Below are 24,721 nucleotides of genomic sequence, written 5' to 3'. Positions count from 1 at the left end.
CAAGGTACGTTTTTTAAAAAATAATAAATTTAAATCAGAACGGGAAGTTCCCGCCCGGATTTCCGCCGCCCATGCCGCCTTTTTTCATCATTTTCTGCATATTGCGGCCGCCGCCTTTGCCGGCGAAATTCTTAAAGGCGTTTTGCATGGTTTTGTGATATTTCAAAAGTTCGCGGATTTCTTCGGAACTGCGTCCCGATCCCATTGAGATTCTGCTGATTCGGCCGGCGCTGATAATTTTCGGATCGTCGCGCTCGGCGGCCGTCATCGAATCCATAATCACTTTGTAATACTTCATTTTCTCGCTTGTCGCGTCCAAATCTTTATCGGAAAGCTTAGCGCCGCCAAGACCCATCGAACCGAGCGGAAGCATGCTCATCACTTGTTTGAGCGGTCCCATTTTGTTCATGGCTTCGAGCTGAGCGTACATGTCGTTGAGGGTAAATTTCCCCTTCATGATATTGTCAACATCGAGCTCGGTTTCTTTCATGGATTCCTGCACTTTCTCAAGCAGCGACTGCAAGTCGCCCATGCCGAGAAGACGGGAAATGAAACGGTCGGTGTCGAATTTTTCAAACGCGTCGGGTGTTTCCCCTGTCCCGATAAACGCAATCGGTGCGCCTGTTTCGGAAACCGCTGACAGCGCACCGCCGCCTTTTGCCGTTCCGTCAAGTTTTGTGATGATGATTCCGGTCACGCCGACAGCGTCGTTGAACGCTTTTGCCTGCTGTCCGGCGAGCTGACCGATAGCGGCGTCAAGCACCAAAAATTTCTGATCGGGTTTGGCAGCTTCGTTGATGGCTTCCATTTCGGCAATCAAATCGGCTTCCAACGCGTGGCGGCCGGCCGTGTCGATAATTTTGACATCGTATTTTTCAATCTCTTTCATGCCGCGGTTAACGATTCCGACAGCGTCTTTTTCGTTTTCTTCACCGTAGAAGAAAATGTTCAGCTTCTCTGAAAGCGTTTTCAACTGCTGATAAGCGCCCGGGCGGAAATTGTCGGCGCCGATGACGGCAACCTTCAATCCTTTCTTCTGGAAAAAGCGCGCCAATTTGGCGACAGACGTCGTTTTACCGCTGCCCTGAAGACCGACCATCATGATGGTTTGGGGTTTGAGTTCAATGTTCGCGCCCTGTCCCATGATAGCGACCATTTCCTCATACACGATTTTAACAACGTGTTCGCGCGGGTCGGAACCCTTTGCCGGCGCCTCTTTTAAGGATCTTTCCTTAATGCGCTTTGACATTTCCATGACCATCTTGACATTCACGTCAGAAGTCAAAAGCGCGCGCTGAATGTCTTTGACAACTTCATTGACAATGTTTTCATCAATGCGGCCGGCACCGATAAGTTTTCTGAGGGCGCCTTGGAGAGAATCTCCGAGCTTGTCCATAACCATAATAAGTATTCCTTTGCTGTTTTTGAAAAATTTAAAATTTTGAATTTTACTAATATTATTTTACGGAATATGGATTGAAGATTATAAAGAGTTTTGGAATTGTTGTTTTGATTTGGATTTTGGTTGCCTTAAAAACTTTCGTATTTTTAAAAAATCGGCAGCTTTAACATGTTTTTTGATTTCATCGGTTATGTGACCTTCAATGAAATTTTCATCTCTGATCTTAATTTTAATCACATTTTCAATCGGCGGCGCTCTTTTTTTGAGTGTCGGCGCGGTTTTCGGAAATTACGATTTGTCTCCAAACACGCCGGTTAAAATCGAAATCGTTGATTTTTCCGGCGGCGACCGCTACAACGATTCCGTTCGTTTTCAGGACAATGTTTTGGTTTTGAAAAACGCCGGCGGCAGCACCTTGCCGATAGATTCCGTTTCAATTCAAATTTCCGGAAAAGGAAATGCTTATTCCGGAATTCCGGGGTCGGGCGGAAAGCTGGTTTACGGCGATATTTCCGTTTATTACGAACATATCGGCAGCGGCAAAAAGAACACGGATTACGGGAAATCCAATTCGGAAACGCTCAAAGACGGATTTTGGTCTCCCGGAGAAATGTTGGTGCTGACCGGAAACGACAGTTTGAATACGACTGTCTCAAGTGTTTTTGTAACGGCTGACGGGGAATCCGAAACATCGAACAATTACGGTTTTTCATCAAATCAAACGCTTGAAATTCGAATTTATCAAAAAAACAAAGCCGGAAATCCGCAGCTCGTTTTCAAAAAAGAGACGGCGGTTTAAAAATCAAAAAGAATTGGAAGAAATGAAAAAAAATCGAAAAGATAGAAAGTATATACAATGAATGATTTGTTTTCCGAAAATCTGTGCAACAAATTGAATACTTTCACAGTTCTCGCAATTTGTTTTTAAAACAGGCCGGCAAAACAATGGATGATGAACCGACTCAGGAAAAACCTCAATTCACGACGGCGTATGATATGAAAACGGAACAAAAAAACGCGCCCGGTTTTATGAAATATTTCACCAAACCGAGTTGCTATCCCAATCAGGAAGACGCAATGAAACAAATAGCGTCAGCGCTTGAAAAGAGCGAAGTCGTTTTGTTTGAAGGCGCGTGCGGTACCGGAAAAACCCTCAGCGCGCTTGCGCCGGCTTTGGATATTGCGGAAAAACAAAACAAGAAAGTTATCATCGTTACAAATGTGCATCAGCAAATGGTTCAATTCATTCACGAAGCGCGCGATATCAAACGAAAAACTGATATCAAAGTCGCTGTTATGAAAGGCAAGCAGTCGATTTGCCCCGACCATTTGGACTACGAAGAATGCCGCGCCAAAACGGAAAACACGTACGAGCTTTTGGAAAAAGAACGCATTTATTCGAAAGCAAAACGCGAGCTGTCGGAATCCAATGAACGCTTCAAAAAATCGGGCGACCCACAGGAAAAAATGCTGGCCGGCGAAATTGAAAACGATCTTAAAAAGATGGAGCCCGAACTTCAAAAAAAGAGAGATCGAATTTGTCCTTATTTGTACGAAGTGCTTCAGTCGGACGTGACACCGTTTAAAAAATGGCTTTTTGACGATGTCAGAAGTTCCGAAGACATCAACGAATACGCCGAAGAAAAAGGAATGTGCGGCTACGAGCTTCTCAAACGCGAAATGAAGCACGCCGACTTGATTATTTGCAATTATCATCACGTTCTCAGCCAGGAAATTTTCTTAACGCTTCTCGGCTGGCTTGAAAAGCTTCCCGAAGATGTTATTGTTATTTTTGACGAGGCGCACAATATTGAAAACGCTGCGCGTTCGCATTCATCAATTACGATTTCAGAGCGCGTCATCGAACGCGCGATTAATGAAATTGAAGAACATGCCAATCATTTTCCCGAAAAACTCAAAGAAGATGCTCAAAAGATTTTCCATCTTTTTGTCGAATCCGTTCGCGATTCTTACGAATCCGCGCTGGGTTTTGGCGAACGCAATCGAATCGGAACAAATTGGGTTGATATTCGAATCAGCGACCCGTACGAGCGTTTTGATTTTTTGAAAGAGCGGTTTGTTCGAAAAATCGCCGACTACAACCAATCCGAAGGTCAAAAGCTGACGATTCAATCCGTTCAAAACATTATGCTCGGCGTTTCCGATGTCGGCGACGAAATCGAATCGGTTTATCACGAACGCTATAAATCCGGCGCCGATTCTGTTCGAAGAAAATCAAACATCGTCCGCGCGTCGAATTTTATTTTCGCGTATTTGCTCAATTCCGAAAATCCGAATTTTTATCCGATTTTAAACATCCGCCGCGATGTCGAATCGAATGAAATTTACGGACGCGTCGAGCTTTTCACATGTATTCCTCGAAACGTCACGGCGCCGCTATTTGATTCTCTCGGCGGATTAGTGCTGATGTCGGCTACCTTCCGTCCGTTTGACATGGCAAAAGAAACACTCGGAATCGAACGCCAAACGCTTGAAATCGCGTATCCGATTACATTTCCGCCCGAAAACCGCCGGACTTACGCGGTATCTGTTCCGCCGCTTTACCAAAGCAAAAGAAGCCATGTTTGGGTTCGGGAAACCGTTGAACAAACGCTTGTATCGGCGATTTTGGCAACTGCCGGAAATACGATTGTTTACTTCCAAAGCTTTGCCGAAGCCGAAAAATATTATTCGTTTTTATCGCAGGAATGGATGCTGACTGAAGCCGGAATCAAAGTTCTGCTGGATCAGCCCGGTGTTTCATCAAACGCCGTTCGCGAGGAGTTTTTCAAAATCGGCGAATCCGGTGAACGCAGCGTTTTGGTCAGCTACATCTTCGGAACGCTCAGCGAAGGCGTTGATTTCCGCGACGACCGCGCGCGTTCGGTGATTATTGTCGGTATCGGCTATCCCGCGCTCAATGACAGAACGAAAGCGGTTGAAGCGGCTTACGACACGGTTTTCGGCCCCGGCAAAGGCTGGAATTTTGTCATTCTGATTCCGACGATTCGGCGGATTCGGCAGGCGATGGGACGCGCCGTCAGATCGCCGACGGATTACGGCGCGCGCATTTTACTCGACGCGCGTTTTCAAAAAAGTTCGGCGGCAAAGCTTGGAAAATATTCCGTCAATCACGTTTTTCCGCCGGAAGAAAGCGCGGAATTCATTGATATTTCGCCGATGCAACTGGCGGATGAACTCGAAAATTTCTTTGAAAATTTTTCGGAAGAATATTGAACAAAAAGATTCATATTGATGATTGTTTATTATACAATTATATCGATAAAAATATCAAAGTCAAATAAAGTCAAATAGAATCAAGCCAATCTATTTTCATTATTTGCAATTATTCAAAAACAAGGATGAGAATCATGACAATTCAAGAAGTTATTTCAGAGGTCACAAACGAGCTTGAAAAAATCGTCAGCGCGCAAACTGTCATCGGCGAGCCGATTATTGCAGGCGGCAAAACATTAATTCCGGTTACAAAACTTTCCGTCGGCTTTGTCAGCGGCGGTTTTGAAGGCAGCGGCAAAGCGGGTGCCGGTACCGGCACTGATTTTGCCAAAACACCCTATGGCGGCGGCGGCGGCGCGGGCGCGAAAGTCGAGCCTGTCGCATTTATCGTCATCGACGGCGACAAAACCGAAATTTTAACTTTGAACGAATCGAGTTTGGAAGACGAAATTGTCAAGTTCCTCGGCATGGTTCCGTCCATCATCGACAAAGTCAAAGCCGCGAAAAAAGAAAGAGAGCCCAAAGCCAAAACCATCATTGTTGAAGACGATTGCGGCTGCTGATTCCTAAACGGTTTGCCGTTTTTAATTCGGATTCATGACGCTTCAAACAGTTTTAGCTTCGGCCGGACATTATCTGCTGATTGCGGCCGGCTTGATTCTTCTCCTTTTCATTATCGTTTTAGCCGCAGCTTTTTTGCTGACGCTTCTCATGCGTCTTTTTGCAAATTTTTCTTTTAAAACCGTTGACGGTAAAATCCAAAGTCAAATCCTGATTCGATTAAAAATTTGGTTTTATGAAATCATACTTTTGGATTTCGATAATTTTGATGAAAATGCTGCGCCGAGTTCTGATTCAGATTCCGAATCCGGTGCCGATAAAAACGCTTATCACGTCACTTTCACGGACGAAAAAGTCAGCGTCCGATCTGTGAAAACAAACGAAAACGGCAGCGATTACGAAATTATTGTTCACACGGAAGAAATGTTTTCGAAAAACATTCAAGTTTCCGACGGCGATTCTCAAACAACCGTTTTTGAAGCGCCGGATATTGTAACGGAAACAGATGACGTTTTAACGCTGAACGAAGACGAAGTGAAAGATCTCGGAATCGAAAATGAATTCGGCGAAACGACAGAAACGGTTACAACAGAAACCATAACAACGGAATACGAATTTGATAAAAATGATTGGGATTCTGACAGCGAATCCGATGATGAATTTGAAGGCGATGAAGTTTCAAACGACGAATTCGATGATAACTCCGATGACGAATCCGACGGCGATTTATCCGACTTTTTAGATGAAATCAAACGCTATGTCGACCTTTCCGATCCCGGCCGGTTTGTTTCTGATTCAATCACCGCCGCCGCCCGAATTTCAAAATCGTCGGCGCGCTTGGCAAGCGATTTGCTGCTTCGGGCGGACATTGATGAAATGTCGGCAGATGTGGTTTTCGGACTTTCCGATCCGGCGGACACGGCGCTGGCATTCGGCACGATTCATTCTTTTAAAGCGTCGACTTACGCTTATTTGGCGGAAATCGAAGAAACGTCCCGCTCTTCCAAAAAACGAAAAAAAGCGGCGGAACTTGGTGCAATTGTCCGCAACGACATTTGCATCGTTCCCGATTTGACAAACAAAATGTTTGAAACGGACACAACGATGTCTTTTTCGTTTTGGATTCCGCGAGGCTATATCCCGATGCTTCGCTTCATTCTGAATAAAAACACGCGCTGGACGATTCGCCGGTATCTGTATCCGTATTTTATCCGCCATTATATCCGAAATTGGCTCGCGGAACGCAAGCAGCGGAAGCAGGATGAAAAACAGCGAAAGCAGCAGGAAAAGCAGCAAAAACAATAAAAATAACAAAAAACGCAGGCTGCAAACCAAAATAATTAAAGAAAAGACAAAAATGAAGATTCTTTTTTTTCATTGTTGCAAACGAATAGCTTTAATTATTTGAGTTCTTTTTTTGGTTACATTTATAGTATTGCAATCACTCTTACTGTTAGTTTCTATGTTTGAAATAAAAACGCCTTCCCGCATTCATATGGGCTTGATTGATATGAACGGCGGTCTCGGCCGGCTTGACGGCAGCGTCGGCTTGGCACTCGCAGACGGCGGCATTTCGCTTCGCGCAAAGCGATCGGATTCCGTCATCGTCACCGAACGGTTTGAAAACGGTGACGTTTTGCCGTGCGACCCGGTTTTTGCGGCGCAGATTGCAGGCATCGCAGCAGCGCTCCTGCCCGAAAACGAAGGCGCCCTTTTTGAATTTTCATCTCCCGTCCGCCAGCACATCGGACTCGGCTCGGGAACGCAAATCGCGCTCTCAACCGCGACGGCGGTCAACGAGCTTTACGGTCTCGGAAAAAGCGTTAAAGAGCTCGCGCAAATCACGCGCCGCGGCGGAACGTCGGGTATCGGCGTTTTAGCGTTTGAGCATGGCGGTTTCATTGTTGATTCCGGACACAACGCAGCCGATAAGAACGGTTTTTTACCGTCTTCAAGAAGCACGGCGCCGCCGGCGAACATGCTTCTCCGTTTGGATTTCCCGGACTGGGACGTGATTGTCGCGATTCCGCCCAAAGTCGGCATCAGCGGCGAAGAAGAAAAACACTTTTTCCAAAGCGTTTGCCCGGTTCCGATTGAAGAAGTTCGGGAAACGTCTCACATTATTTTAATGCAAATGCTTCCGGCAATCATTGAGCAAAACATTGAGGGGCTCGGCAATGCGGTGAACAGCCTGCAAAAACTCGGGTTTAAGAAACACGAAGTTGCCGTCCAGCCGCCGGAAGTCAAAACCGTTATTGATCTGATGCTTAAAAACGGTCTTTACGGCGCTGGAATCAGTTCGTTCGGTCCGGCTGTCTACGGTTTTTCAGAAGACAAGAACCAATCCGAAGAAATTCGATCTCTTCTTCTTGAAAAAATGCCGCCCGGCAGCGAAGTTTTAATCACGAAAGCCAACAACAAAGGAGCGGAATATCATGGCTGATCCCGAAAATAAATCCAAAAGCTTTGAAACATGGTTCGGAACCGTTTCTTTTGATAATACTTCTGACACGGTTTCCGGCAACGATTTCCAATTATCCGAAAAGCCGCTGATTTCAACATCTTTGGAATTATCGGATCGGCTCATTCCGATTCTTCCTTCTTCTCGAAATATTCGTTCAATTTCGTCTCTCAAATCCGTTTTTCAAATCGAAAAACCGGATTATCGGAAAATGGCAAAAGAATCCGGACTCGCGGATTCCGATGCCGAATACATCTCAACGCTTCGCGAAATCGCGATTCAAACCGCGCGCAAACAGCTTTCCGCTTCCATGACCGAAGACAAAAAAGTGATTCAGGCGGTGGAAGCATTGGACGATTTGAACGAAACCATCAATCATTTAACGGAGCGGCTGGTCGATTGGTACAGCGCTTATTATCCCGAATTGGATTTGCCGGCCGAATCTTACGTTCGCTTCGTCTCAGAAATCCCGGAATCCGCGTCCCAGTCTTTAATGGGCGCGCCGGCAGCACACGAAGATTTGATTTTGATGCAGTCGTTTGCCGACGACATTCTTTCTCTTTATGAACGAAAAGCCGCCGTTGAATCTTTTATCGAAATGAAAATGAAAGAAACGGCGCCGAATTTATCGCAAATTGCCGGCGTTGTTTTAGGCGCGCGCCTTCTCAGCATGGCCGGCGGCTTAAAGCACTTGGCGGCGATGCCGTCGGGAAGCATTCAAGTGATGGGCGCGGAAAAAGCAATGGTCAAACACCTCCGCTCCAATGCGCCGTCGCCGAAACACGGAATCATTTTCAGTCACCCGATTTTAAACACGGCGCCTTTTCGCCTGCGCGGCAAAATCGCGCGCTCATTCGCGGCAGCCGTCAGCTTGTCCGCGCGAACGGATTTCTATTCCGGCAGCCTGAACCCGAAAATCGAATCGGATTTAAACGACAAAGTCGGCCGAATCAAACAAAAACAAATCGCGCAAGCCGAATCGAAAAAGGAGGCGAATTAAATGGCGGACTTCTTAAAACCCTATTCTGACGGCGTTTACGAAGGCCGTATGCGCGGTAAATTCCAGCTTTACACGAAAAGCGCCGCGCCCGGCGTTTCCGTTTACGGCGAAAAAATCATGGCAGACGATGACGGTGTCGAATACCGCTCATGGGATCCGAAAAGAAGCAAACTCGGCGCGCTTTATCAGAAAAAATTAAAAATCCCGCTGGTTTCCGATTCTCGCGTTTTGTATCTCGGCGCGGCTTCCGGAACAACCGTCAGCCACGTTTCCGACATTCTTGCAGAAGGCGGCGGCGTTGTTTACGCAGTCGAATTTGCGGAGCGCCCCATGCGCGATTTGGTGATGCTTGCCGAAAAAAGAAACAACATTATTCCGATTTTTTCCGACGCGTCAAGACCCGAACTTTACGTTCCGATCGTTGAGCCCGTTGATGTCATTTTCCAAGATGTCGCTCAAGCCAACCAAGCGGAAATCGCCTGCAAAAATGCGGCTTACTTCCTCAAAGACGGCGGCCATTTGATTTTATCAATCAAAGCCCGAAGCGTCGATGTCGCCAAAAACCCGAAAAAAGTCTTCGCGGAAGAAATTAAAATTCTTGAAAAGAATGCCGACGCAACATTTAAAATTTTAAAAACCGCGGATTTGGCGCCGTTTCATGTCGATCACATGGGCGTGATTGCCGTTAAAAATTCGAAAGAATAATTTTCTTATATCTCATTTTTGTTTTAATTTTTTTAAGTTGGTGGAAATTATGGTTAAATTGATAGATACACAACATTGTTCGGCAGAGTTAAGCGATCTTGTCAAAAAAGCTCAGAAAGAAATTATTTTGGTTAGCCCGTATCTGCAAATTTCGCCACGTTTTTTAGATTTATTAAAAGAAGCAAGTTTAAGAAACATTTCAATCACTCTCATTTACCGAGATGACAAATTAAAGGAAAAAGATTCAAAACAGCTGAGTGAACAAAAAAGCAAGTTCAACGGTTTAAATGTTAAGATTGCCGCTCTTGAAAATTTACACGCGAAATGTTATCTTAATGAATCAAAAGCTATTATCACATCAATGAACTTGTATCAATTTTCTCAGGAAAACAATATTGAATTCGGTGTCCGTGTTTTAAAAGAATCCGATCCTGAATTGTATGATGAAGTTTATACTGAAATTCAAAGAATTTACAAAATCAGTCAATTCGATCGAGAAATCCCGGTCGCGCCTGTTGTTGCCGCCGCCGCTCAATCTAAAGGCTCAAAAATCAAATCTTCAAAATCAGCAGTTCAATCTGATTCGGAATCAAAATCTTCAAGTAAAAATAATTTTGCGGATTTAATTCCTTTCTTTTCGAATCAAGATTGTTATTGTATTCGATGCAAAAGCAAATTTGAAGATAAATTCGATAAACCATTGTGTAAAAAATGTTATTCTTCTTGGACTCGATATAAAAATGAGGATTTCGCAGAAAAGTATTGTTTTTCATGCGGAGAAGAGAATGAAACAACTTTTGCAAAACCAATTTGTCGAAAATGTTATCGATCAAAAGTAAAAAGCAAAAAATAAATTTTAAAATTATTTCTTCTTACTTTTTTTCGGTTTTCCTGACTGCTGAAGAATCATCGGCAAATCAATTGCGTATTGTCCTTCTTCTTTGATACCGACAACGATTTCATCGTTTTCCATGATGGATCCCAAATTCAATTCATATGAACCGGTATCTAAAATGCGAATTGAGTCGACTCGGTCAGGGTTCAGTTCTTTTTTGTTGACATCATCGGAATCCAAAGCGCGGTCAATATCTTCAAGCATGCTGTCAATGGATTTGTCCTGCTTTTCCGCGACGCGCTCTTCAATATTCCAGTCGGCCGCCGCAGCCGGTTTGCTTTCGGTATCTGTACCCGCATTTCCTGCGACTTCTTCCGCTTTGACGTAAAGGAATTTATTCCATTTGCATTCCGGACAGCCTGTCAGAATAACGGAATCCCCGTCTTCAAAAACAGCACCGCATTTTGTACATCTGTGTGGCATTCGTTCACCCTGAATTAAAAATAATAAATTGAATTGATGAAATTTTCGTGTATCACTAATACACTTCATTACAATATTTAAAGATTTATTCCGCACGCTAAGACTTTTCAAAATCACAATCTATATATTTTACAAATTAAATACGTTTTTATATTCGCAAATCTATATTTATTTGTAACGCAAAATTTAAGCCTGATTTAAAAACGAAGAGGCGACATTATGCAAAATACGAATACAAAAACGTGTATAAAAACAAAAACAAGAATTATAATTCTCATTTCAATTTTTGCCGTTTTTTTTATGGCGGCAGGAACAGCAGCGGCTGAAACAATCGAAGTTTCAGACGGCCAAGAGCTTCGTAATGCGATTAACGTAACAAACAGCAACGATGATACCGAAAATACAATCGTTCTTTTAAACGATATTGATCTCACAGACGATCTTTTTACAGCGGATGAATTTAAAGCGGCCGTTAATCCGTCAAGTCTTGCAGGTACTGCGCTCGGTCTCAATTATTCAAAGCCGGGAACGCTTATTTTTAAATCCGATTCGTCAGCTGTCCGAAAAATCAATTCGTCTCTTGCCGTTTCGGATTATTATCTGTTTTTGAATGTCAGCGGAAGCGATATCACACTGTCAAGCGAAAATGTTCTTTTTGACGGTGTCGGCATAAATTTGGAAAATGTGTCACAAAATCCTCAAATGAAAAATCTCCAAGTCAAAGACATTCAAATTATCAACTGCAACAATTCAGGTTTTTACATTGATCATTGTACGAATCTGACACTTGAAAACGTTTCAATTACGAATTGCAGAGACGGTGTCGGCGGCGGCCTTAACATTTGGTACAGCAATTTGACCATTCGGGATTGCAATATCTCAAACAACGCAGCAATCGGATCCGGCAGCAGCGATCCGCGTCCCGGTCCGACTGCGGGAGAACCGTCCGGCGGCGGAATACATCTTCTGGAATCCGTTGTCGATATCTGCGGCGATACGATTATTTCCGGCAATACGATTGACGGATATGACGGAAATCCGTCAGGCGCCGGCATTGACTCGCATCGATCATATCTGAAAATTTATGAAAATACAAAAATTACAAACAACACAATTACTTACGGCGGCAAAGCTCAAGGATCGGCCGGCGGCGGCATTTTTTCAGATTTTTTCCAATCTGAAGGCACGATTCCGGGATTGGAAATTTTTGATTCCGTTGAAATTTCCGGCAATAATGCCGTTATGGGCGGCGGCATTTTCGTAAATCATAATGCAACTGAACCGATTTATGTTTTTGATATTTTCGGCGACGTCAACATTTCAAACAATACGGCTGAAATCGTCACTCCGATTTATATCTCGGGAACGACTACTAAAAAATCTGCCGGCGGCGGCGGCATTTTTACTTTTGCGCCCGTGAACATTTCCAATGATGTTCTGATTCAAAATAACAAAGCCGTTGATTCGTCTTCATCACCGATAGGAACAGTCGGCGGGGGCATTTACTCTCAAGGCAGCGCCGTCTTGTCGGATGACGTTCAAATTCTCGAAAATCAAGCTTCAAATGGTGCCGGAATTGCCTTTTTCGGCTCTTTTCTCTTGAAAGATAATGTTTTGGTTGCCGGAAACACAGCAAAAAGCAGCGGCGCCGGTATTTATTCGGGCGGAAAGCTGACGCTTCAAAACAACACGACCATTGCTCAGAACAGCGCGGAAAATTCCGGCGGCGGATTGTATTTAACAAATTCAAATACAAAAATTTCCGATGATGTTCTCATCAGTGAAAACACGGCCGCAAATGAGAATATCGGCGGCGGCGGCATTTATGCAAGAAACTCAACTCTTGACATTTCGGGAGATGTTTTAATTCTCAATAATGTTGCCGCGAACGGCGGCGGCATTTTTTCGCAAAACTCTTCTGTTTTACTGTCGGAAAACACATCATTTATCGGAAATATCGCAAATGAGAGCAGCGGCTTTGGCGGCGGCATTTTCATGATGGCGGGATCAACAGTTGATGTTTCGGGAACCGGCGGCCAGACAGTGACGTTTGAGAGAAACATGGCTAATGCAGGCGGCGGTGCGGTTTACATTAACGTCAATTTTTTTGACTTAACGCCGGAAGAATTGGCGCAGTACGCGGATTTTCAAAAGAAGACGGATGAATCTGATTTGATATTCACCGGAAACTTTGCGCCGGCAGGCTATATGTGGGATTTAAACGATTCCGACCCGTCGAATTTGTCGGATGCGATGAAATATATTCAAACGCTTCCTGTGATGGAAAACACAACATTTACGGAACCGTTTACAAACGCTTACAATAATTTTGATATTTTCTTCCTCGACGGTGACGAAATTCTCTCCGCCGTTGTTCCGGTGAATTATTTCGCCGACTCTTTGGAATCAAGCGTTTTAGCGACGGAATATGTCTTTTCTTACGAAGGTGCTGAAATCACGGAATCTGATCTCATTTCAGAACTCGGTGCTGATTGGCTGAATTGGTATCAGCCTCCTGATTACGAGGCCGGTCAGCTTCAAGAACCGCTCCCCATAACCATCGATGCCGACACCGTTTTGAATGTTCTTTATCTTAAAGGCAGTACGCCTGCAACAGTGACGGTGAATTATTTCGCCGATTCTTTGACTTCAAGTCCGATCGGAACGAAATCTTTTGATTCTGCTGTCGGCACGGAAATTACGGAAGATGATTTTATTTCCGAAATCGGTGTCGGTTGGTTGGATTTCTATATTCCGGACGGCTACAAACCGGGCGAACTGCAGGAGCCTTTGCCGTGGGTTATGGACGCAGATGCGGTTTTCAATATTCTTTACATAAAAGAAGACACATCTGTCACTGTGACAATCAATTATTTCGCCGACTCTTTAACTTCAAATTTGATCGGCACCAACTCTTTCATCACATTGGAAGGCACGAAGCTGACGCAATCCGAGATTATTTCGGAATTCGGAGACGATTGGATAAATGAATATCAACCTGCTGATTACAAGGCCGGTCAACTTCAGGAATCTTTGCCGTTAACTCTTGATGACGACACCGTTTTGAATGTTCTTTATCTCAAAGATAAAGACGGCAGCGGCGGCGGGGGCGGCGGCACAGGTACGGCAACAGTTACAGATCCCGATGATTCGGGTTCCGTTCCCCCCACGGGACCGGGACAGGAAGCCGGACCGGAAGGCGGCGGCGGATCCGAAAAACCGCCGACTGAACCGGGACGTTCCCCGATTGTAATTTTGTTATTTATGATTGCAATTGCCTGCTACGCTTATGTTGAAAAGGAGGACGGTGAGAACGATATTTAACTTATTTAACTTGTATGAATCGGGTTTTCAAACGAATTTGACTTGAATGACTCGGCTTTCAAATGAATTTGATTTGAATGAATTTCGCTCATTCATTCAAATCTTTTCATTTTCCCATACAAAGCTATAAATAAAAGAAATCGTTTTTTAACCTGCTTTCTTATTACTGTTTCAATTATTGAAACAGTCAAAAATCATTTGTTTTATGAAGCGAGGTGGGGTAGCCAGGAGATCCCGACGGGCTCATAACCCGTAGACCGATGGTTCGAATCCATCCCTCGCTATTTCACTCTTTTTCTTGTTTCTGTTTTTCTTGTTTTTTCTGTTTTTTGTTCTTATCTCTTCTGTTCTTATCTCTTCTGTTCTTATCTCTTCTGTTCTTATCTCTTCTGCTCTTGTTTCTTCTGTTCTTGTTTCTTCTGTTCTTGTTTCTTCTGTTCTTGTTTCTTCTGTTCTTGTTTCTTCTGTTCTTGTTTTTAATTTTTTTAAACCTGTTTTAACATCCAAATTTCATTTTCATTGCATTATTTTCTTCTTTTTGATTTGCCGGCATTTTCTTCTTTCGGATTTTCTTTTTTAAAAACGAGTTTTCGAGAAACTATTTTTTCAAATATCCGATGTATATATTTTTAAATATTCGAATTAGATTATTATATTTGCAATATATTTTTTAATAACGTTTATATCTTATTAAAATTCATTTCTATTTTATATCAAAATTATAGAAGGAATTTAAAATGGGAGAAAAATATTTACACTTGTTATCTTTTACCTTTTTTCTGATCTTTTCTTTGTTTCTGCTGCCGGCTGTTGCCGGAACGGATGGCATTGAATTGGATATTGCAGAAGAAAATATTACAGTCATTATTACGGAAAATAACGGAATATCTATATCGGGGAAATCCGGAATTTATCCTGCCGGCACACCGGTTATCCTTTCTCAAACTTTAGACGGCGAACTGAACGACCGAATCATTCTTGTTAAAACTGAAAGCGGGAAGAAAAATAAACAGGCGGTTGACATCACAATAAACGGTATTTGTTTGAATCGTTCAGGCGTTTATTCAAATGCAGGCGCTTTTGTGCTGGAAAATGCAAATGTGAGACTGACGCTGAAAAGCGATAACATTTTAAAAAGCGGAACAGAACCTGCGGCAAACGGAAGAGCCGGGCTGGAAGTTCCGGACGGCAGTGAAATTCTGATTCGGTCAGAAGACGGCGGAAAACTGACTGTTTACGGCGGCAACGGAACAAACGACGGCAGCGCCGGCGCCGGAATCGGTAGTGCCGGTGCTGTTTCAGAATCTAAAGGTAAAGACAGCGGTCTTATTACGATTGAAAGCGGGATCGTTGAAGCATATGGCGGCTCCGTTAATGCAAACAGCGGCAATACTCTTTTCGTTTATATCAACGGTGCGGCAGGTGCCGGCATTGGCGGCGGTGCCGGCGGCAATTTCAGCAAGGGCGGCAATGCAACTGTTCTGATTAAAGGCGGCAATGTTAAAGCGACCGGCGGTAGTATAATTGACAACAGTGCTGCTTCAAATACATATTTCGAATGCGGTGCCGGCGCAGGTATCGGCGGCGGTGCCGGCGGAAACGGATATTCCCAAACAAGTAAAATCGCAGACGGTGCCGGCGGCGATGCTTCTGTGACAATTGAAAACGGAATCGTTGAAGCATACGGCGGCAGTTTGACAAAAAGTGATGAAAAAGACTTTGAAAAGCATACGTCTTTTGATTCCGGAGGCGGTGCCGGAATCGGCGGCGGTGCCGGCGGTTCTTGCAGCCAAGGAGGCAATGCTGTCATTTTAATTCGAAACGGAACAATTTTTGCAAAAGCCGGAACGATTTCAAGCCAATCTTTCGGCGGCAGCGGCACAGGAATCGGCGGCGGTGCCGGTGCCGGCAGCGGGGACGGCAGTCACAAAAATTACGGCGGCCGTGCTGTCGTTACAATTTACGGCGGAACAATTACGGCAATCGGCGGCGATGTTGATTCTTATTTCAGCGGTGCCGGAAACGGAATCGGTGGCGGTGCAGCCGGATACGGCGCCAATAATGACGGCGGTGATGCTGAAATCACGATTTATGATTGCGAAAAAATTACGGCAATCGGCGGCTCCGGCAGAAACGGCGGTTCCGGCGGCGGTATCGGCGGCGGTTCCGGCAGTCGGAACGGCGGCGGCGGAAAAGGCGTTATCAAAATTTACGGCGGAAACACTGAAGCCGTCGGCGGCAGTACAAATCTGAAATCTAACGGCGGTGCCGGCAGCGGTATCGGCGGCGGCTCAGGCGGTGATTCCGGCGGGCATTTTAAGAACGGCGGCGATGCTGATATCGAAATATTCTCCGGAAAAATTAAAGCAATCGGCGGCAGTACCGGTGATGCAAGCGCAGGCGGATCTGGTGCCGGAATCGGCAGCGGTTCCGGCGGCAGCAGCGGAGACAGCGGCATTTGCTATTTAATCATCCATGACGGCGAAATAACAGCAGTCGGCGGCAATACAGGAGACTGGGCTGAAGACGAGTATTACGGTTATACTTATCCCCTCGGAAGCAGAGGCGGTGCGGGAGCGGCTGCCGGAAGTGCCGGCGGCGGCGGCGGCCTCAGTTATCCCGGAGGTTATTCCGGATTCAGTGACATTGTCATTGAAAACGGAACAATTAAAGCCGTCGGCGGCAATACCGGCGAGCACAGTCAAGGCGGCGCCGGCGCGGCTGTCGGAAGCGGCGGCGGCGGCGGTGCATGGTATGGTGATGCCGGCGGCGACAGCATGATTTTGATTCAAAACGGAACCATTAAAGCATTTGGCGGCAGCATCGGGAAAAACGGTTTCGGTGGTGCGGGCGCTGCCGTCGGAAGCGGCGGCGGCGGTGACAGCACATACACGCACACGGATGTCGGCAGTTCTTCGGATACTCGGGAAGGTTCCCCCGGCGGCAATGCCGAGGTTTGGATCTATGACGGCCAAATTACGGCGGCCGGCGGAACAGCCGGAGAATTGTCATACGGCGGTGCCGGCACCGGTATCGGCGGCGGTTCGGGAAGCCATGTCGGAAACGGCGGAAACGGATCGGTTTTGATTTATTCCGGAAAAATCGTTGCGGCCGGCGGCAAATCCGAAAACGGAGGTTTGAGCGGCATCGGCACGGCAATCGGCGGCGGCTCCGGCGGTTTTGGTGTTGAAAGAGACAAATATTATGATTGGGACGGCAGCCGCATCTATAACGGAACGGGAGGAAATGCCGTCATTGAAATTCTGAATGACGATGTTGATATTATTGCCTTCGGCGGTATCGGCGGCGGTTATCGCTCTGAAAAGTACATGGATATTCCTTCCGATTATTCTCCGGATCCCGGCGACATTCAAGAAACTCCGGATTTTGAAGCGGACGGAAAAGTCATCATTCAAGGCGGAATCGTTTCCGTTTTCAGTGATCATAAAGGTCATGCCGATTTCTTGAATTCGGGCAGCAGCAATGCCGAAAATGTTGAACCCGTCACTTTGTTTGTAACGGATTCTAAAACAGCGGTTTCAGGCATCTCCGGGGCTTTGATTCAATCCCGCGGATTTAAAACCGAAACGCGGGAAAGTGCTTTGGACAGGCTGATTGAATTGAAAGAATTCGGGTGGACAGACAGTGAGATTCAAAAATATGAAATGTATGTCGCTGACGGAACGGCAACTGTTTGGCTGCCGGTTCAGCCCGATAATAAAAATGTTCAAATCACAAAAACCGGTTATTTGAATTTTGATGATTGGACAGTCATTGAAGAAAACGCTTTTGACGGCACGGGCGATTTCATTCGTGTTTCCCCGCTGATAAATGAAGAAACCGGCGGCAGCACATCTTCAAATACGAATAAAGCACACAAAACAACAACAAATTCCGAAATCAAAACACCGGCCGAATCTTCAAAGGAACAGGGATATGAAAAAGAGCTGCCGACAAACTCTTTGGCAATTTTACTCTTTGCACTCGCCGTTGCAGTTTTTTGTTTCAGAAGAGTGCAGGAAAAAGATGAATGAATTTAAGTTTTAACTCATTTCATTTTTTTTCAATTTTTTTCAATTTTTCTAATAAATCCGGTTTTAATATCTTTTGAATATCCTGTGTCATTTTTATTTATTTTTCAGAACGCGGAACGATTTTCGTGCAGTCGGTGCCGGCATTTCTGAAGCAGATAATAACATCCAAAGCGAAATTATTAAAAGCGAAATTATTAAAAAACACAATCATTAAAAAATGAAACAAATGAAAATAGGCAACAAAAACTTAAACTTTAATGAATGACTTTTCATCTCAAATTCTTAACTCTCTATCTCTCTATTAAACTCTATATTATATACATTACAGACATTTTGAAATACTCTGTTAATGTTCAATGACACTCTATATTATTACATTATAATTCACGTGATTCTTTATGGCGCAAAAATTGGACCCGTGGAAGTCGTCTGAAATCAGCGACTATTCTAAACTGTTTGACGAATTCGGCATTCAGCCGTTTGAGGAAGTTTTAGATGAACTCCCGAATCCGCACAAATACATGCGAAGAGGCATCATTTTCGGTCACCGCGGTTACGATATGATTGCGGACGCGATTCATAACAAAAAGCCGTTTGTGGTTTTAGACGGATTTATGCCGACCGGAAAAGCGCATTTCGGTCACAAAATGGTCATGGATCAAATCGTTTGGTATCAAAAACAGGGTGGAATCGTCGTCATCGGAATGGCCGACCGCGAAGCGCATGCTGTTCGCGGTATGTCATGGGAAGAATGCAAACAAATCGGTGTCGAAGAATACATCACAAGCCTGATTGCGCTCGGCCTTCAGCCGGAAAACGCGCGCATTTATTTCCAGTCCGAATGCCAGCCCGTTAAGGATTTGGCGTTTGAGCTCGGAACGAAAGTCAATTTTTCGGAAATGGCGGCCATTTACGGTTTTTCGGGCGAGACGCATCTTTCGCACATGATTGCCGTGCTCACGCAGGGCGCTGACATTTTGCACTCTCAGCTGCCGATTTATGAAGGACCGATTCCGGTCGTCGTTCCGGTCGGCGCCGATCAAGATCCGCATATCCGGCTGACGCGTGATTTGGCTTCGAAAATGAATCTTTTCCTCATTGAACGCCGTGAAGATCAAAAAACCGGAAATTCGTATTGGAGCGTTCGCGGAAAAGGCGCACCGGAAGACATGTTCAAAGAAATTGATAAAAATATCCGGGACGGATTCGGCGCGGCCGGCGTTCAAACAAAACTTTCAAAGGAGCATATTGACGTTTTCGGTGACATCAGCGAAACCGAGCTTTCCGAAATCGTCAAAAATGTTGAACTTGCAGGCGGCGGCTACGCTTTCGTTCTTCCTGCTTCCACTTATCACAGATTCATGAGCGGTCTGACCGGCGGCAAAATGTCAAGCAGTATTCCGGACAGCAACATCGCGCTTTCGGAAGAGCCGAAAGCAGCGGCGAAGAAGATTATGAAAGCGAAGACCGGCGGCCGCGAATCGGCGGACGAGCAGCGCGAGCTCGGCGGCGAATTTGATAAATGTTCGGTTTACGAACTTTATCTTTTCCATTTGGTTGATGACGATAACGAATTAATTCAGATTCAAAATGACTGCACGGGCGGCAAGATTTTGTGCGGCGAGTGCAAGAAAAAGGCGGCCGGCAAAATGGAAATTTTCTTGGCGGATCTTCAGCAGAAAAGAGAAGAAGCGTTTGAAAAACTGCCGATGTACGGCATTGATTATCAGCGCAATGGGTGAATCACGAATCGGAATTTAATTGAGTGATTCAAATAACAGAAAATATAAAAGATGAGTTTCATTTAGGGAGCAATAATACAAATATGTCCCAACCTTCGGGTGTTTTGAAATGACGGATTACGATTTAACGAATAATGAGAAAAAGGTTCTGTTGGCTTTGAATGAGCTGGAAACGGCGGAATTAAAAGATATTGTTGAAATTTCTGATTTGAACGGCGACGCTTCGATGCAGGCGGCTTTTTTATTGGAAGAAAAAGGCCTCGCGCGTGTCGATGAAGAATCTTTTGAGCTTTACGGCCTTTCCGGCGAAGGAAAAGAATATGCGGAAAAAGGTCTTCCCGAAAGACAAATCATTGACAAGATTTCAGGCGAAACGCCGCTTGAAGATCTCCGCGCTTCCTTTTCACCGCAATTGGTCGGCATTGCAACCGGCTGGCTTTTGAAAAAAAAATGGGCGCAAATCGTTGACGGCGTTTTGATTCCGGCGGAAAGCGCGCCGAAAGGGCAGGACGAAGAAGTTCTCAGCGACCTTTATGAAAATTCGCTTGAAAACAACACGTTTGATCCTGTTTTTGAATTGCCGGCGGAGCTTGCGTCGGATAAAGTCATAACCGACCTTTTAAAGCGCAAATTGCTCGAAAAAGAAGAGTACACAACGCGCCAAATTTTAATTACGCCGGAAGGTAAAGCATTTGCCGCGCAGGGAATCGAAATTACCGAAGAAATCGCGCAAATCACACCCGAACTTCTGAAAAGCGGTGACTGGGAAAACAAATACTACCGCCCGTATAAAATTCAAAAACCCGTGAAACCGATTTACGGCGCCAAATCTCATCCGTATCAGCGCCTGATTGACCAAATGCGCCAGATTTTCCTTGAAATGGGATTCACGGAAATCAAAGGCGACATCATTCAATCTTCATTTTGGAATTTTGACGCGCTTTTCCAGCCGCAGGATCACCCGGCCAGAGAAATGCAGGACACCTTCCACTTGGAAACGCGCTCCGAAACGCCCGAAAAATATGTCGAGCAAATCCGCGCCGTTCACGAAAACGGCGGCGAAACCGGATCTTGCGGCTGGGGCGGACGCTGGAGCTCGGAAATTGCCGAAAAAAATGTGCTTCGAACACACACCACTTCTGTCACCGTCAAATATTTGGCGGACAATCCGGTTGGCCCTGTCAAAGCGTTTTGTATTGACCGCGCTTACCGCCGCGAAACCATTGACCCGACGCACACGCCCGAATTCGAACAGCTGGAAGGCGTTGTCATGGACAAGGACATGAGTTTTGCAGATCTCCTCGGCTGTCTGAAAGAATTCTACAACAGAATGGGCTTTGAAGAAGTCCGTTTCCGTCCCGGTTATTTCCCGTACACGGAACCGAGCGTTGAGCCCGAAGTTTGGATTGACGGCCTCGGCTGGGTTGAACTCGGCGGCGCCGGTGTTTTCAGAAAAGAAGTGACAACGCCGCTCGGAATTACCGAACCGGTTTTGGCTTGGGGCCTCGGTGTCAGCCGCGTCGCAATGTTGAAACTCGGCTTAAAAGATCTTCGCGAACTTTATCAATCAGATATTGACTGGCTCAGAAAAAGCGAGATTGGAAAAGGCATTTAATAATGCTTTTTCTTTTAATTTCTTTTTTGTTTAATTTCTTTTTTTATTTTTTGTTTTCTCTATTTTTGATTTAACTTTATTTGGATTTGATTTGATTTGATTTTTCAATTTTTTTCAATACTTGTTTTATATTTTCTCAACGACATTTCAAAATTACAATCCGATTGTCATTTTTAACAATATTTCTAATTTTCAAAAGCTGTATCAAAATCATAGTCGGTTGTTTCTGGGTATAAAAGCTTAATCCCCTCTTTCGACTGTTTCGTTTTTTTCAATCTGAAATCTATTCATTTTTTGTATTCTTTTCATTTTTTTGATTTGTTTTCGTCTCAAAAATAGTTTTTTAAATCTTTGTTAGTTGTTCAAACTATCAAAAATTTTGATACCATTTTTTCATATTTGTCGGGAAAACAATTTTTTCTATTCTGTTTCCGTTATAAAAAACAGAAACGGAATCCATTGACTTAAATTAATTTGTTTTGTTCATCTTTTTTTTTGAAAAACTTCAAAGAACGGCTTCGAAAAAAAAAGGTGCGGTTAATGTATATACTTCAATTCGCCAATAGAATTATTGCAATAATACAATTCATTGTGTTTTTGCATGTATGGTTCGTGACTGAGGAGAATACGGAAAAAATATTACAGCCAAGTTGTTTTTTAAGAAAAATCGGATCTCATAATTCTTCATTTGAATCTTTCATGGAATCATTTGATGTTTTTGATTGATCTGTTTTGCTCTTAATAAACTCATTTTGGTCCTCAACAAAAATTCAATTGTGTGTGTATTGAATTTTAATCGTGTGTGTAATTGTGAAGACGTGTGGTTTAAAAGGATTCTTCGTGTGTGTGTTTTGAAAAATCCTTTATAACGTTTGAAATTGTGAAGATGTGTGGTTTAAAGGATTCTTCGTGTGTGTGTTTTGAAAAATCCTTTAACGTGTCGAAAAACACGAGGACCGGTTTATAGAATGTGTGGTTGTTCTCCCCCGCTCTCCTGTAAAATACAGATCGAAATGGAGAATCTAAAATGTTAGACTTTAAAAAAGAAGATATTGCAACAATTCTTGTCAGATATAATGTTGCCATGGAGAAATCCATGACACCCGACGAAGCAGCAGAACAGCTCTATCCAAAAGACCCACAGTTAAAAGCTGTTGCAGTCGCTATCTATGAAGGCGAAGAAGACGATGTCATTGACGCGCTTGACGTTCTTTTGGACGCAGGCAAAGACCCGCTCAAACTCATTGACGAAGCGCTCCTTCCCGGAATGGCTGTTGTTTCATCCTTGTATGACCAAGGTATCATTTTCCTCCCCAATGTTATGATGTCAGCAGACGCCATGCTTGAGGGTATAGACTACTGCAAATCCAAGACCAAAGAAATTCCGGAAGCCAAAGGAACAGTCATCTGCCACGTTGCAGAAGGCGACGTTCATGACATCGGCAAGAACATCGTCGCGGCTCTTTTAAGAGCGGACGGTTTTGAAGTTGTCGACCTCGGCCGTGACGTTCCGGTTGACGAAGTTGTCGCAAAGGCAGCCGAAGTCAAACCGATTATGATCACAGGAACCGCTTTGATGACCACAACAATGTACGCTTTCAAAGAAGTCAATGACAAATTGATTGAGAAAGGCTTAAAAATTCCGTTCGCCTGCGGCGGCGGTGCCGTTAATCAGGAATTTGTTGAAAGCTACAGTCTCGGCGTGTATGGTGAAGAAGCCGCGGAAGCCGCAAAGTTCGGAAATTACATTCTGAAGAACGGCCCGGACATCGCAAAGATGAGAAACGAATTCCACACCCACTAAGGAGGCAGCAAAAATGGCAGTTAACAGATACACAAAGATGGCATACGCAAACGCGGACGAAATGGTCTTCGGTAAAGCAAAATTCCCGGTCAAAGCAGGTTTAGGTCTTGAAATCGGTGCAGGTTACACAATTCCTGAATTAAACTACGCTCCGAGACCGCAGGCCGGCGTTTCTAAAGAAGCGCTTATTAAAGAATACGAAAGAATTACAAAAGACGCAATGGCAAGAATTGTCCAAATCGGTGCACCTGCAGTCGTTCTCGAAACAGAACACGTTCAGCAGATGTCCAACAACCCCGACTGGGGAGCGGCAGTCGCGCACGCACAGAAAACCATCATGGAAGAATACCACGATGAATACGGTGTCAAATGCGCTCTCAGACACACGATTGGTGACATTCGTGAAGACAGAGACTATCTTGCTCTTCGCGGCCCGAAGAATGATGTCATGCTTGAAGCGTTCGACAAATGTGCCGTTCAAGGCGCTGACCTTTTGTCCATTGAATCAATGGGCGGAAAGGAAGTTTTCGACTACGCAATCATTCGTGATGACATTGCCGGCGTTTTGTTCGGTATCGGTGTCCTTGGTACAAGCGACATGGAATTCGTGTGGCAGAACATTGCGGACATCGCCAAGAAAACAGGCAGAGTCGCAGCAGGCGACACGGACTGTGCGCAAGCAAACACAGCCATGTTCATTGCCGGCGGTCTTCTTGACAAAAACTTGGCGCACACGACAGCAATCGTCGCCCGCTGTATTTCAGCAGCAAGAACACTTGCAGCGTACGAGTCCGGCGCAACCGGTCCGGGTAAAGACTGCGGTTACGAAAACACCATCGTTAAATCCATCGCCGGTGTTCCAATCACGCAGGAAGGAAAGTCTTCCACTTGTGCGCACTCCGATGTCATGGGCAACTTAACCATGCAGTGCTGTGACATGTGGTCCAACGAATCCGTTGAATATCACGGCGAATTCGGCGGTACAACCGTTCAGGTTTGGGTCGAAACCCTTGCTTACGACTGTTCTTTGATGAACACGGCTTTGAAGACGGGCAATGAAAAGACACTCCGTGACCTTTTCACACTCTCTGACAAATACAGAGACCCGCAAGGCTATGTGCTTGCTTACGACAACGCGTACCGCGTCGGTGAAGCCATCGCAAAGAACGGCAACGATACTTATCTCCGTGCAAAAGCAGCAGCTGAAGAATGCTGCAAGATTCTCGATGAAGGTATCAAAGGCGGCAAGTTGATTTTGACCAAATTCGAAATCAACGCGCTCGAAGCAATCAAGAGAGATTTGGCAGCACTCCCGACCGAGAAAGCCAAGTTTGTCGACGACTGTTTGACCAAATACAAAGCGGAAGTTCCGGTTTTCAAGACCGAAAACTACGTTTTGTAAACATCTCATTAAATTTCATAAAACAGATTCGGCAGGAATTTTCCTGCCGTTTTTGTTTTGAAAACCAACCTAAAAAACAGAATTTTAAAATGGTAACTTAAAAACGATAATATTAA

At 44.7% G+C, this 24,721-nt stretch carries 16 protein-coding genes and 1 tRNA gene; 15 read left to right on the top strand and 2 right to left on the bottom strand.

Translation table 11 applies throughout. The features are described from left to right. Positions 1–34 precede the first annotated feature (34 nt). Positions 35–1,402, bottom strand: coding sequence for a signal recognition particle protein Srp54 (locus MmiEs2_RS07230; RefSeq protein ID WP_316559195.1), 1,368 nt, complete (start codon positions 1,400–1,402; stop codon positions 35–37). 202 nt (positions 1,403–1,604) lie between these two features. On the opposite strand from MmiEs2_RS07230, the gene MmiEs2_RS07225 reads away from it, so the two are divergent. The 8 genes from MmiEs2_RS07225 to MmiEs2_RS07190 all read left to right on the top strand — a co-directional run bounded on the left by MmiEs2_RS07225 (position 1,605) and on the right by MmiEs2_RS07190 (position 10,219). Continuing rightward, the gene (locus MmiEs2_RS07225) at positions 1,605–2,201 is read left to right on the top strand and encodes a hypothetical protein (RefSeq protein ID WP_316559194.1); all 597 of its coding nucleotides are present in this window, start codon (positions 1,605–1,607) and stop codon (positions 2,199–2,201) included. A gap of 146 nt (positions 2,202–2,347) precedes the next feature. Continuing rightward, positions 2,348–4,639 carry an ATP-dependent DNA helicase gene (locus MmiEs2_RS07220; protein WP_316559193.1) on the top strand — a complete coding sequence of 764 codons (2,292 nt, stop codon included), beginning with the start codon at positions 2,348–2,350 and terminating at the stop codon, positions 4,637–4,639. Positions 4,640–4,773: 134 nt separating this feature from the next. After that, positions 4,774–5,202, top strand: a complete 429-nt coding sequence (locus MmiEs2_RS07215; RefSeq protein ID WP_316559192.1) for a GerW family sporulation protein — start codon at positions 4,774–4,776, stop codon at positions 5,200–5,202. 34 nt (positions 5,203–5,236) lie between these two features. Next, positions 5,237–6,505 carry a DUF2953 domain-containing protein gene (locus MmiEs2_RS07210; RefSeq protein WP_316559191.1) on the top strand — a complete coding sequence of 423 codons (1,269 nt, stop codon included), beginning with the start codon at positions 5,237–5,239 and terminating at the stop codon, positions 6,503–6,505. Positions 6,506–6,662: 157 nt separating this feature from the next. Further along, positions 6,663–7,643: a beta-ribofuranosylaminobenzene 5'-phosphate synthase gene (locus tag MmiEs2_RS07205; protein WP_316559190.1), complete on the top strand. Its 981-nt coding sequence runs from the start codon at positions 6,663–6,665 to the stop codon at positions 7,641–7,643. Continuing rightward, on the top strand, positions 7,636–8,661 hold the full coding sequence (locus MmiEs2_RS07200; protein WP_316559189.1) for an NOP5/NOP56 family protein: 1,026 nt from the start codon (positions 7,636–7,638) through the stop codon (positions 8,659–8,661). The genes MmiEs2_RS07205 and MmiEs2_RS07200 overlap by 8 nt, the downstream gene beginning before the upstream one ends. Beyond that, the gene (locus tag MmiEs2_RS07195) at positions 8,662–9,366 is read left to right on the top strand and encodes a fibrillarin-like rRNA/tRNA 2'-O-methyltransferase (RefSeq protein ID WP_316559188.1); all 705 of its coding nucleotides are present in this window, start codon (positions 8,662–8,664) and stop codon (positions 9,364–9,366) included. It abuts the gene before it with no gap. 49 nt (positions 9,367–9,415) lie between these two features. Then, positions 9,416–10,219 (top strand): phospholipase D family protein, encoded by an 804-nt coding sequence (locus tag MmiEs2_RS07190; RefSeq protein ID WP_316559187.1) that lies wholly within the window; start codon positions 9,416–9,418, stop codon positions 10,217–10,219. 9 nt (positions 10,220–10,228) lie between these two features. Here the strand turns inward: MmiEs2_RS07190 and MmiEs2_RS07185 are convergent, their stop codons facing one another. Further along, positions 10,229–10,684, bottom strand: a complete 456-nt coding sequence (locus MmiEs2_RS07185; protein WP_316559186.1) for a Zn-ribbon domain-containing protein — start codon at positions 10,682–10,684, stop codon at positions 10,229–10,231. Positions 10,685–10,984: 300 nt separating this feature from the next. Here MmiEs2_RS07185 and MmiEs2_RS07180 point away from each other — a divergent pair, with 300 nt between their 5' ends. The 7 genes from MmiEs2_RS07180 to mtaB all read left to right on the top strand — a co-directional run bounded on the left by MmiEs2_RS07180 (position 10,985) and on the right by mtaB (position 24,605). Then, positions 10,985–14,008 carry an autotransporter outer membrane beta-barrel domain-containing protein gene (locus MmiEs2_RS07180; RefSeq protein ID WP_316559185.1) on the top strand — a complete coding sequence of 1,008 codons (3,024 nt, stop codon included), beginning with the start codon at positions 10,985–10,987 and terminating at the stop codon, positions 14,006–14,008. A 209-nt stretch (positions 14,009–14,217) separates the two neighbouring features. Continuing rightward, a tRNA-Met gene (locus tag MmiEs2_RS07175) sits at positions 14,218–14,292 on the top strand. Between the two features lie 507 nt (positions 14,293–14,799). Beyond that, positions 14,800–18,042, top strand: a complete 3,243-nt coding sequence (locus tag MmiEs2_RS07170; protein ID WP_316559184.1) for a hypothetical protein — start codon at positions 14,800–14,802, stop codon at positions 18,040–18,042. A gap of 398 nt (positions 18,043–18,440) precedes the next feature. Beyond that, a complete protein-coding gene (locus tag MmiEs2_RS07165; RefSeq protein ID WP_316559183.1) occupies positions 18,441–19,784 on the top strand; it encodes a tryptophan--tRNA ligase in 1,344 nt (447 codons plus the stop codon). A 109-nt stretch (positions 19,785–19,893) separates the two neighbouring features. Then, entirely contained in the window at positions 19,894–21,399 is a 1,506-nt protein-coding gene (pheS, locus tag MmiEs2_RS07160; protein WP_316559182.1) for a phenylalanine--tRNA ligase subunit alpha, read from the top strand. A 1,027-nt stretch (positions 21,400–22,426) separates the two neighbouring features. Beyond that, positions 22,427–23,203, top strand: a complete 777-nt coding sequence (gene mtaC / locus MmiEs2_RS07155; RefSeq protein ID WP_316559181.1) for a methanol--corrinoid protein MtaC — start codon at positions 22,427–22,429, stop codon at positions 23,201–23,203. Between the two features lie 13 nt (positions 23,204–23,216). Beyond that, positions 23,217–24,605 carry a methanol--corrinoid protein co-methyltransferase MtaB gene (gene mtaB, locus MmiEs2_RS07150; protein WP_316559180.1) on the top strand — a complete coding sequence of 463 codons (1,389 nt, stop codon included), beginning with the start codon at positions 23,217–23,219 and terminating at the stop codon, positions 24,603–24,605. Positions 24,606–24,721: the final 116 nt, after the last annotated feature.

Source organism: Methanimicrococcus stummii, from assembly GCF_032594435.1.
Lineage (GTDB): Archaea > Halobacteriota > Methanosarcinia > Methanosarcinales > Methanosarcinaceae > Methanimicrococcus > Methanimicrococcus stummii.
This window is presented reverse-complemented; position numbering and strand designations above follow the sequence as displayed.

Bases quoted from the DNA above. Each gene is read 5' to 3' on its own strand.
- MmiEs2_RS07230 (WP_316559195.1), bottom strand. From the start codon at position 1,402: ATGGTTATGGACAAGCTCGGAGATTCTCTCCAAGGCGCCCTCAGAAAA.
- MmiEs2_RS07225 (WP_316559194.1), top strand. From the start codon at position 1,605: ATGAAATTTTCATCTCTGATCTTAATTTTAATCACATTTTCAATCGGC.
- MmiEs2_RS07220 (WP_316559193.1), top strand. From the start codon at position 2,348: ATGGATGATGAACCGACTCAGGAAAAACCTCAATTCACGACGGCGTAT.
- MmiEs2_RS07215 (WP_316559192.1), top strand. From the start codon at position 4,774: ATGACAATTCAAGAAGTTATTTCAGAGGTCACAAACGAGCTTGAAAAA.
- MmiEs2_RS07210 (WP_316559191.1), top strand. From the start codon at position 5,237: ATGACGCTTCAAACAGTTTTAGCTTCGGCCGGACATTATCTGCTGATT.
- MmiEs2_RS07205 (WP_316559190.1), top strand. From the start codon at position 6,663: ATGTTTGAAATAAAAACGCCTTCCCGCATTCATATGGGCTTGATTGAT.
- MmiEs2_RS07200 (WP_316559189.1), top strand. From the start codon at position 7,636: ATGGCTGATCCCGAAAATAAATCCAAAAGCTTTGAAACATGGTTCGGA.
- MmiEs2_RS07195 (WP_316559188.1), top strand. From the start codon at position 8,662: ATGGCGGACTTCTTAAAACCCTATTCTGACGGCGTTTACGAAGGCCGT.
- MmiEs2_RS07190 (WP_316559187.1), top strand. From the start codon at position 9,416: ATGGTTAAATTGATAGATACACAACATTGTTCGGCAGAGTTAAGCGAT.
- MmiEs2_RS07185 (WP_316559186.1), bottom strand. From the start codon at position 10,684: ATGCCACACAGATGTACAAAATGCGGTGCTGTTTTTGAAGACGGGGAT.
- MmiEs2_RS07180 (WP_316559185.1), top strand. From the start codon at position 10,985: ATGGCGGCAGGAACAGCAGCGGCTGAAACAATCGAAGTTTCAGACGGC.
- MmiEs2_RS07165 (WP_316559183.1), top strand. From the start codon at position 18,441: ATGGCGCAAAAATTGGACCCGTGGAAGTCGTCTGAAATCAGCGACTAT.
- pheS (WP_316559182.1), top strand. From the start codon at position 19,894: ATGACGGATTACGATTTAACGAATAATGAGAAAAAGGTTCTGTTGGCT.
- mtaC (WP_316559181.1), top strand. From the start codon at position 22,427: ATGTTAGACTTTAAAAAAGAAGATATTGCAACAATTCTTGTCAGATAT.
- mtaB (WP_316559180.1), top strand. From the start codon at position 23,217: ATGGCAGTTAACAGATACACAAAGATGGCATACGCAAACGCGGACGAA.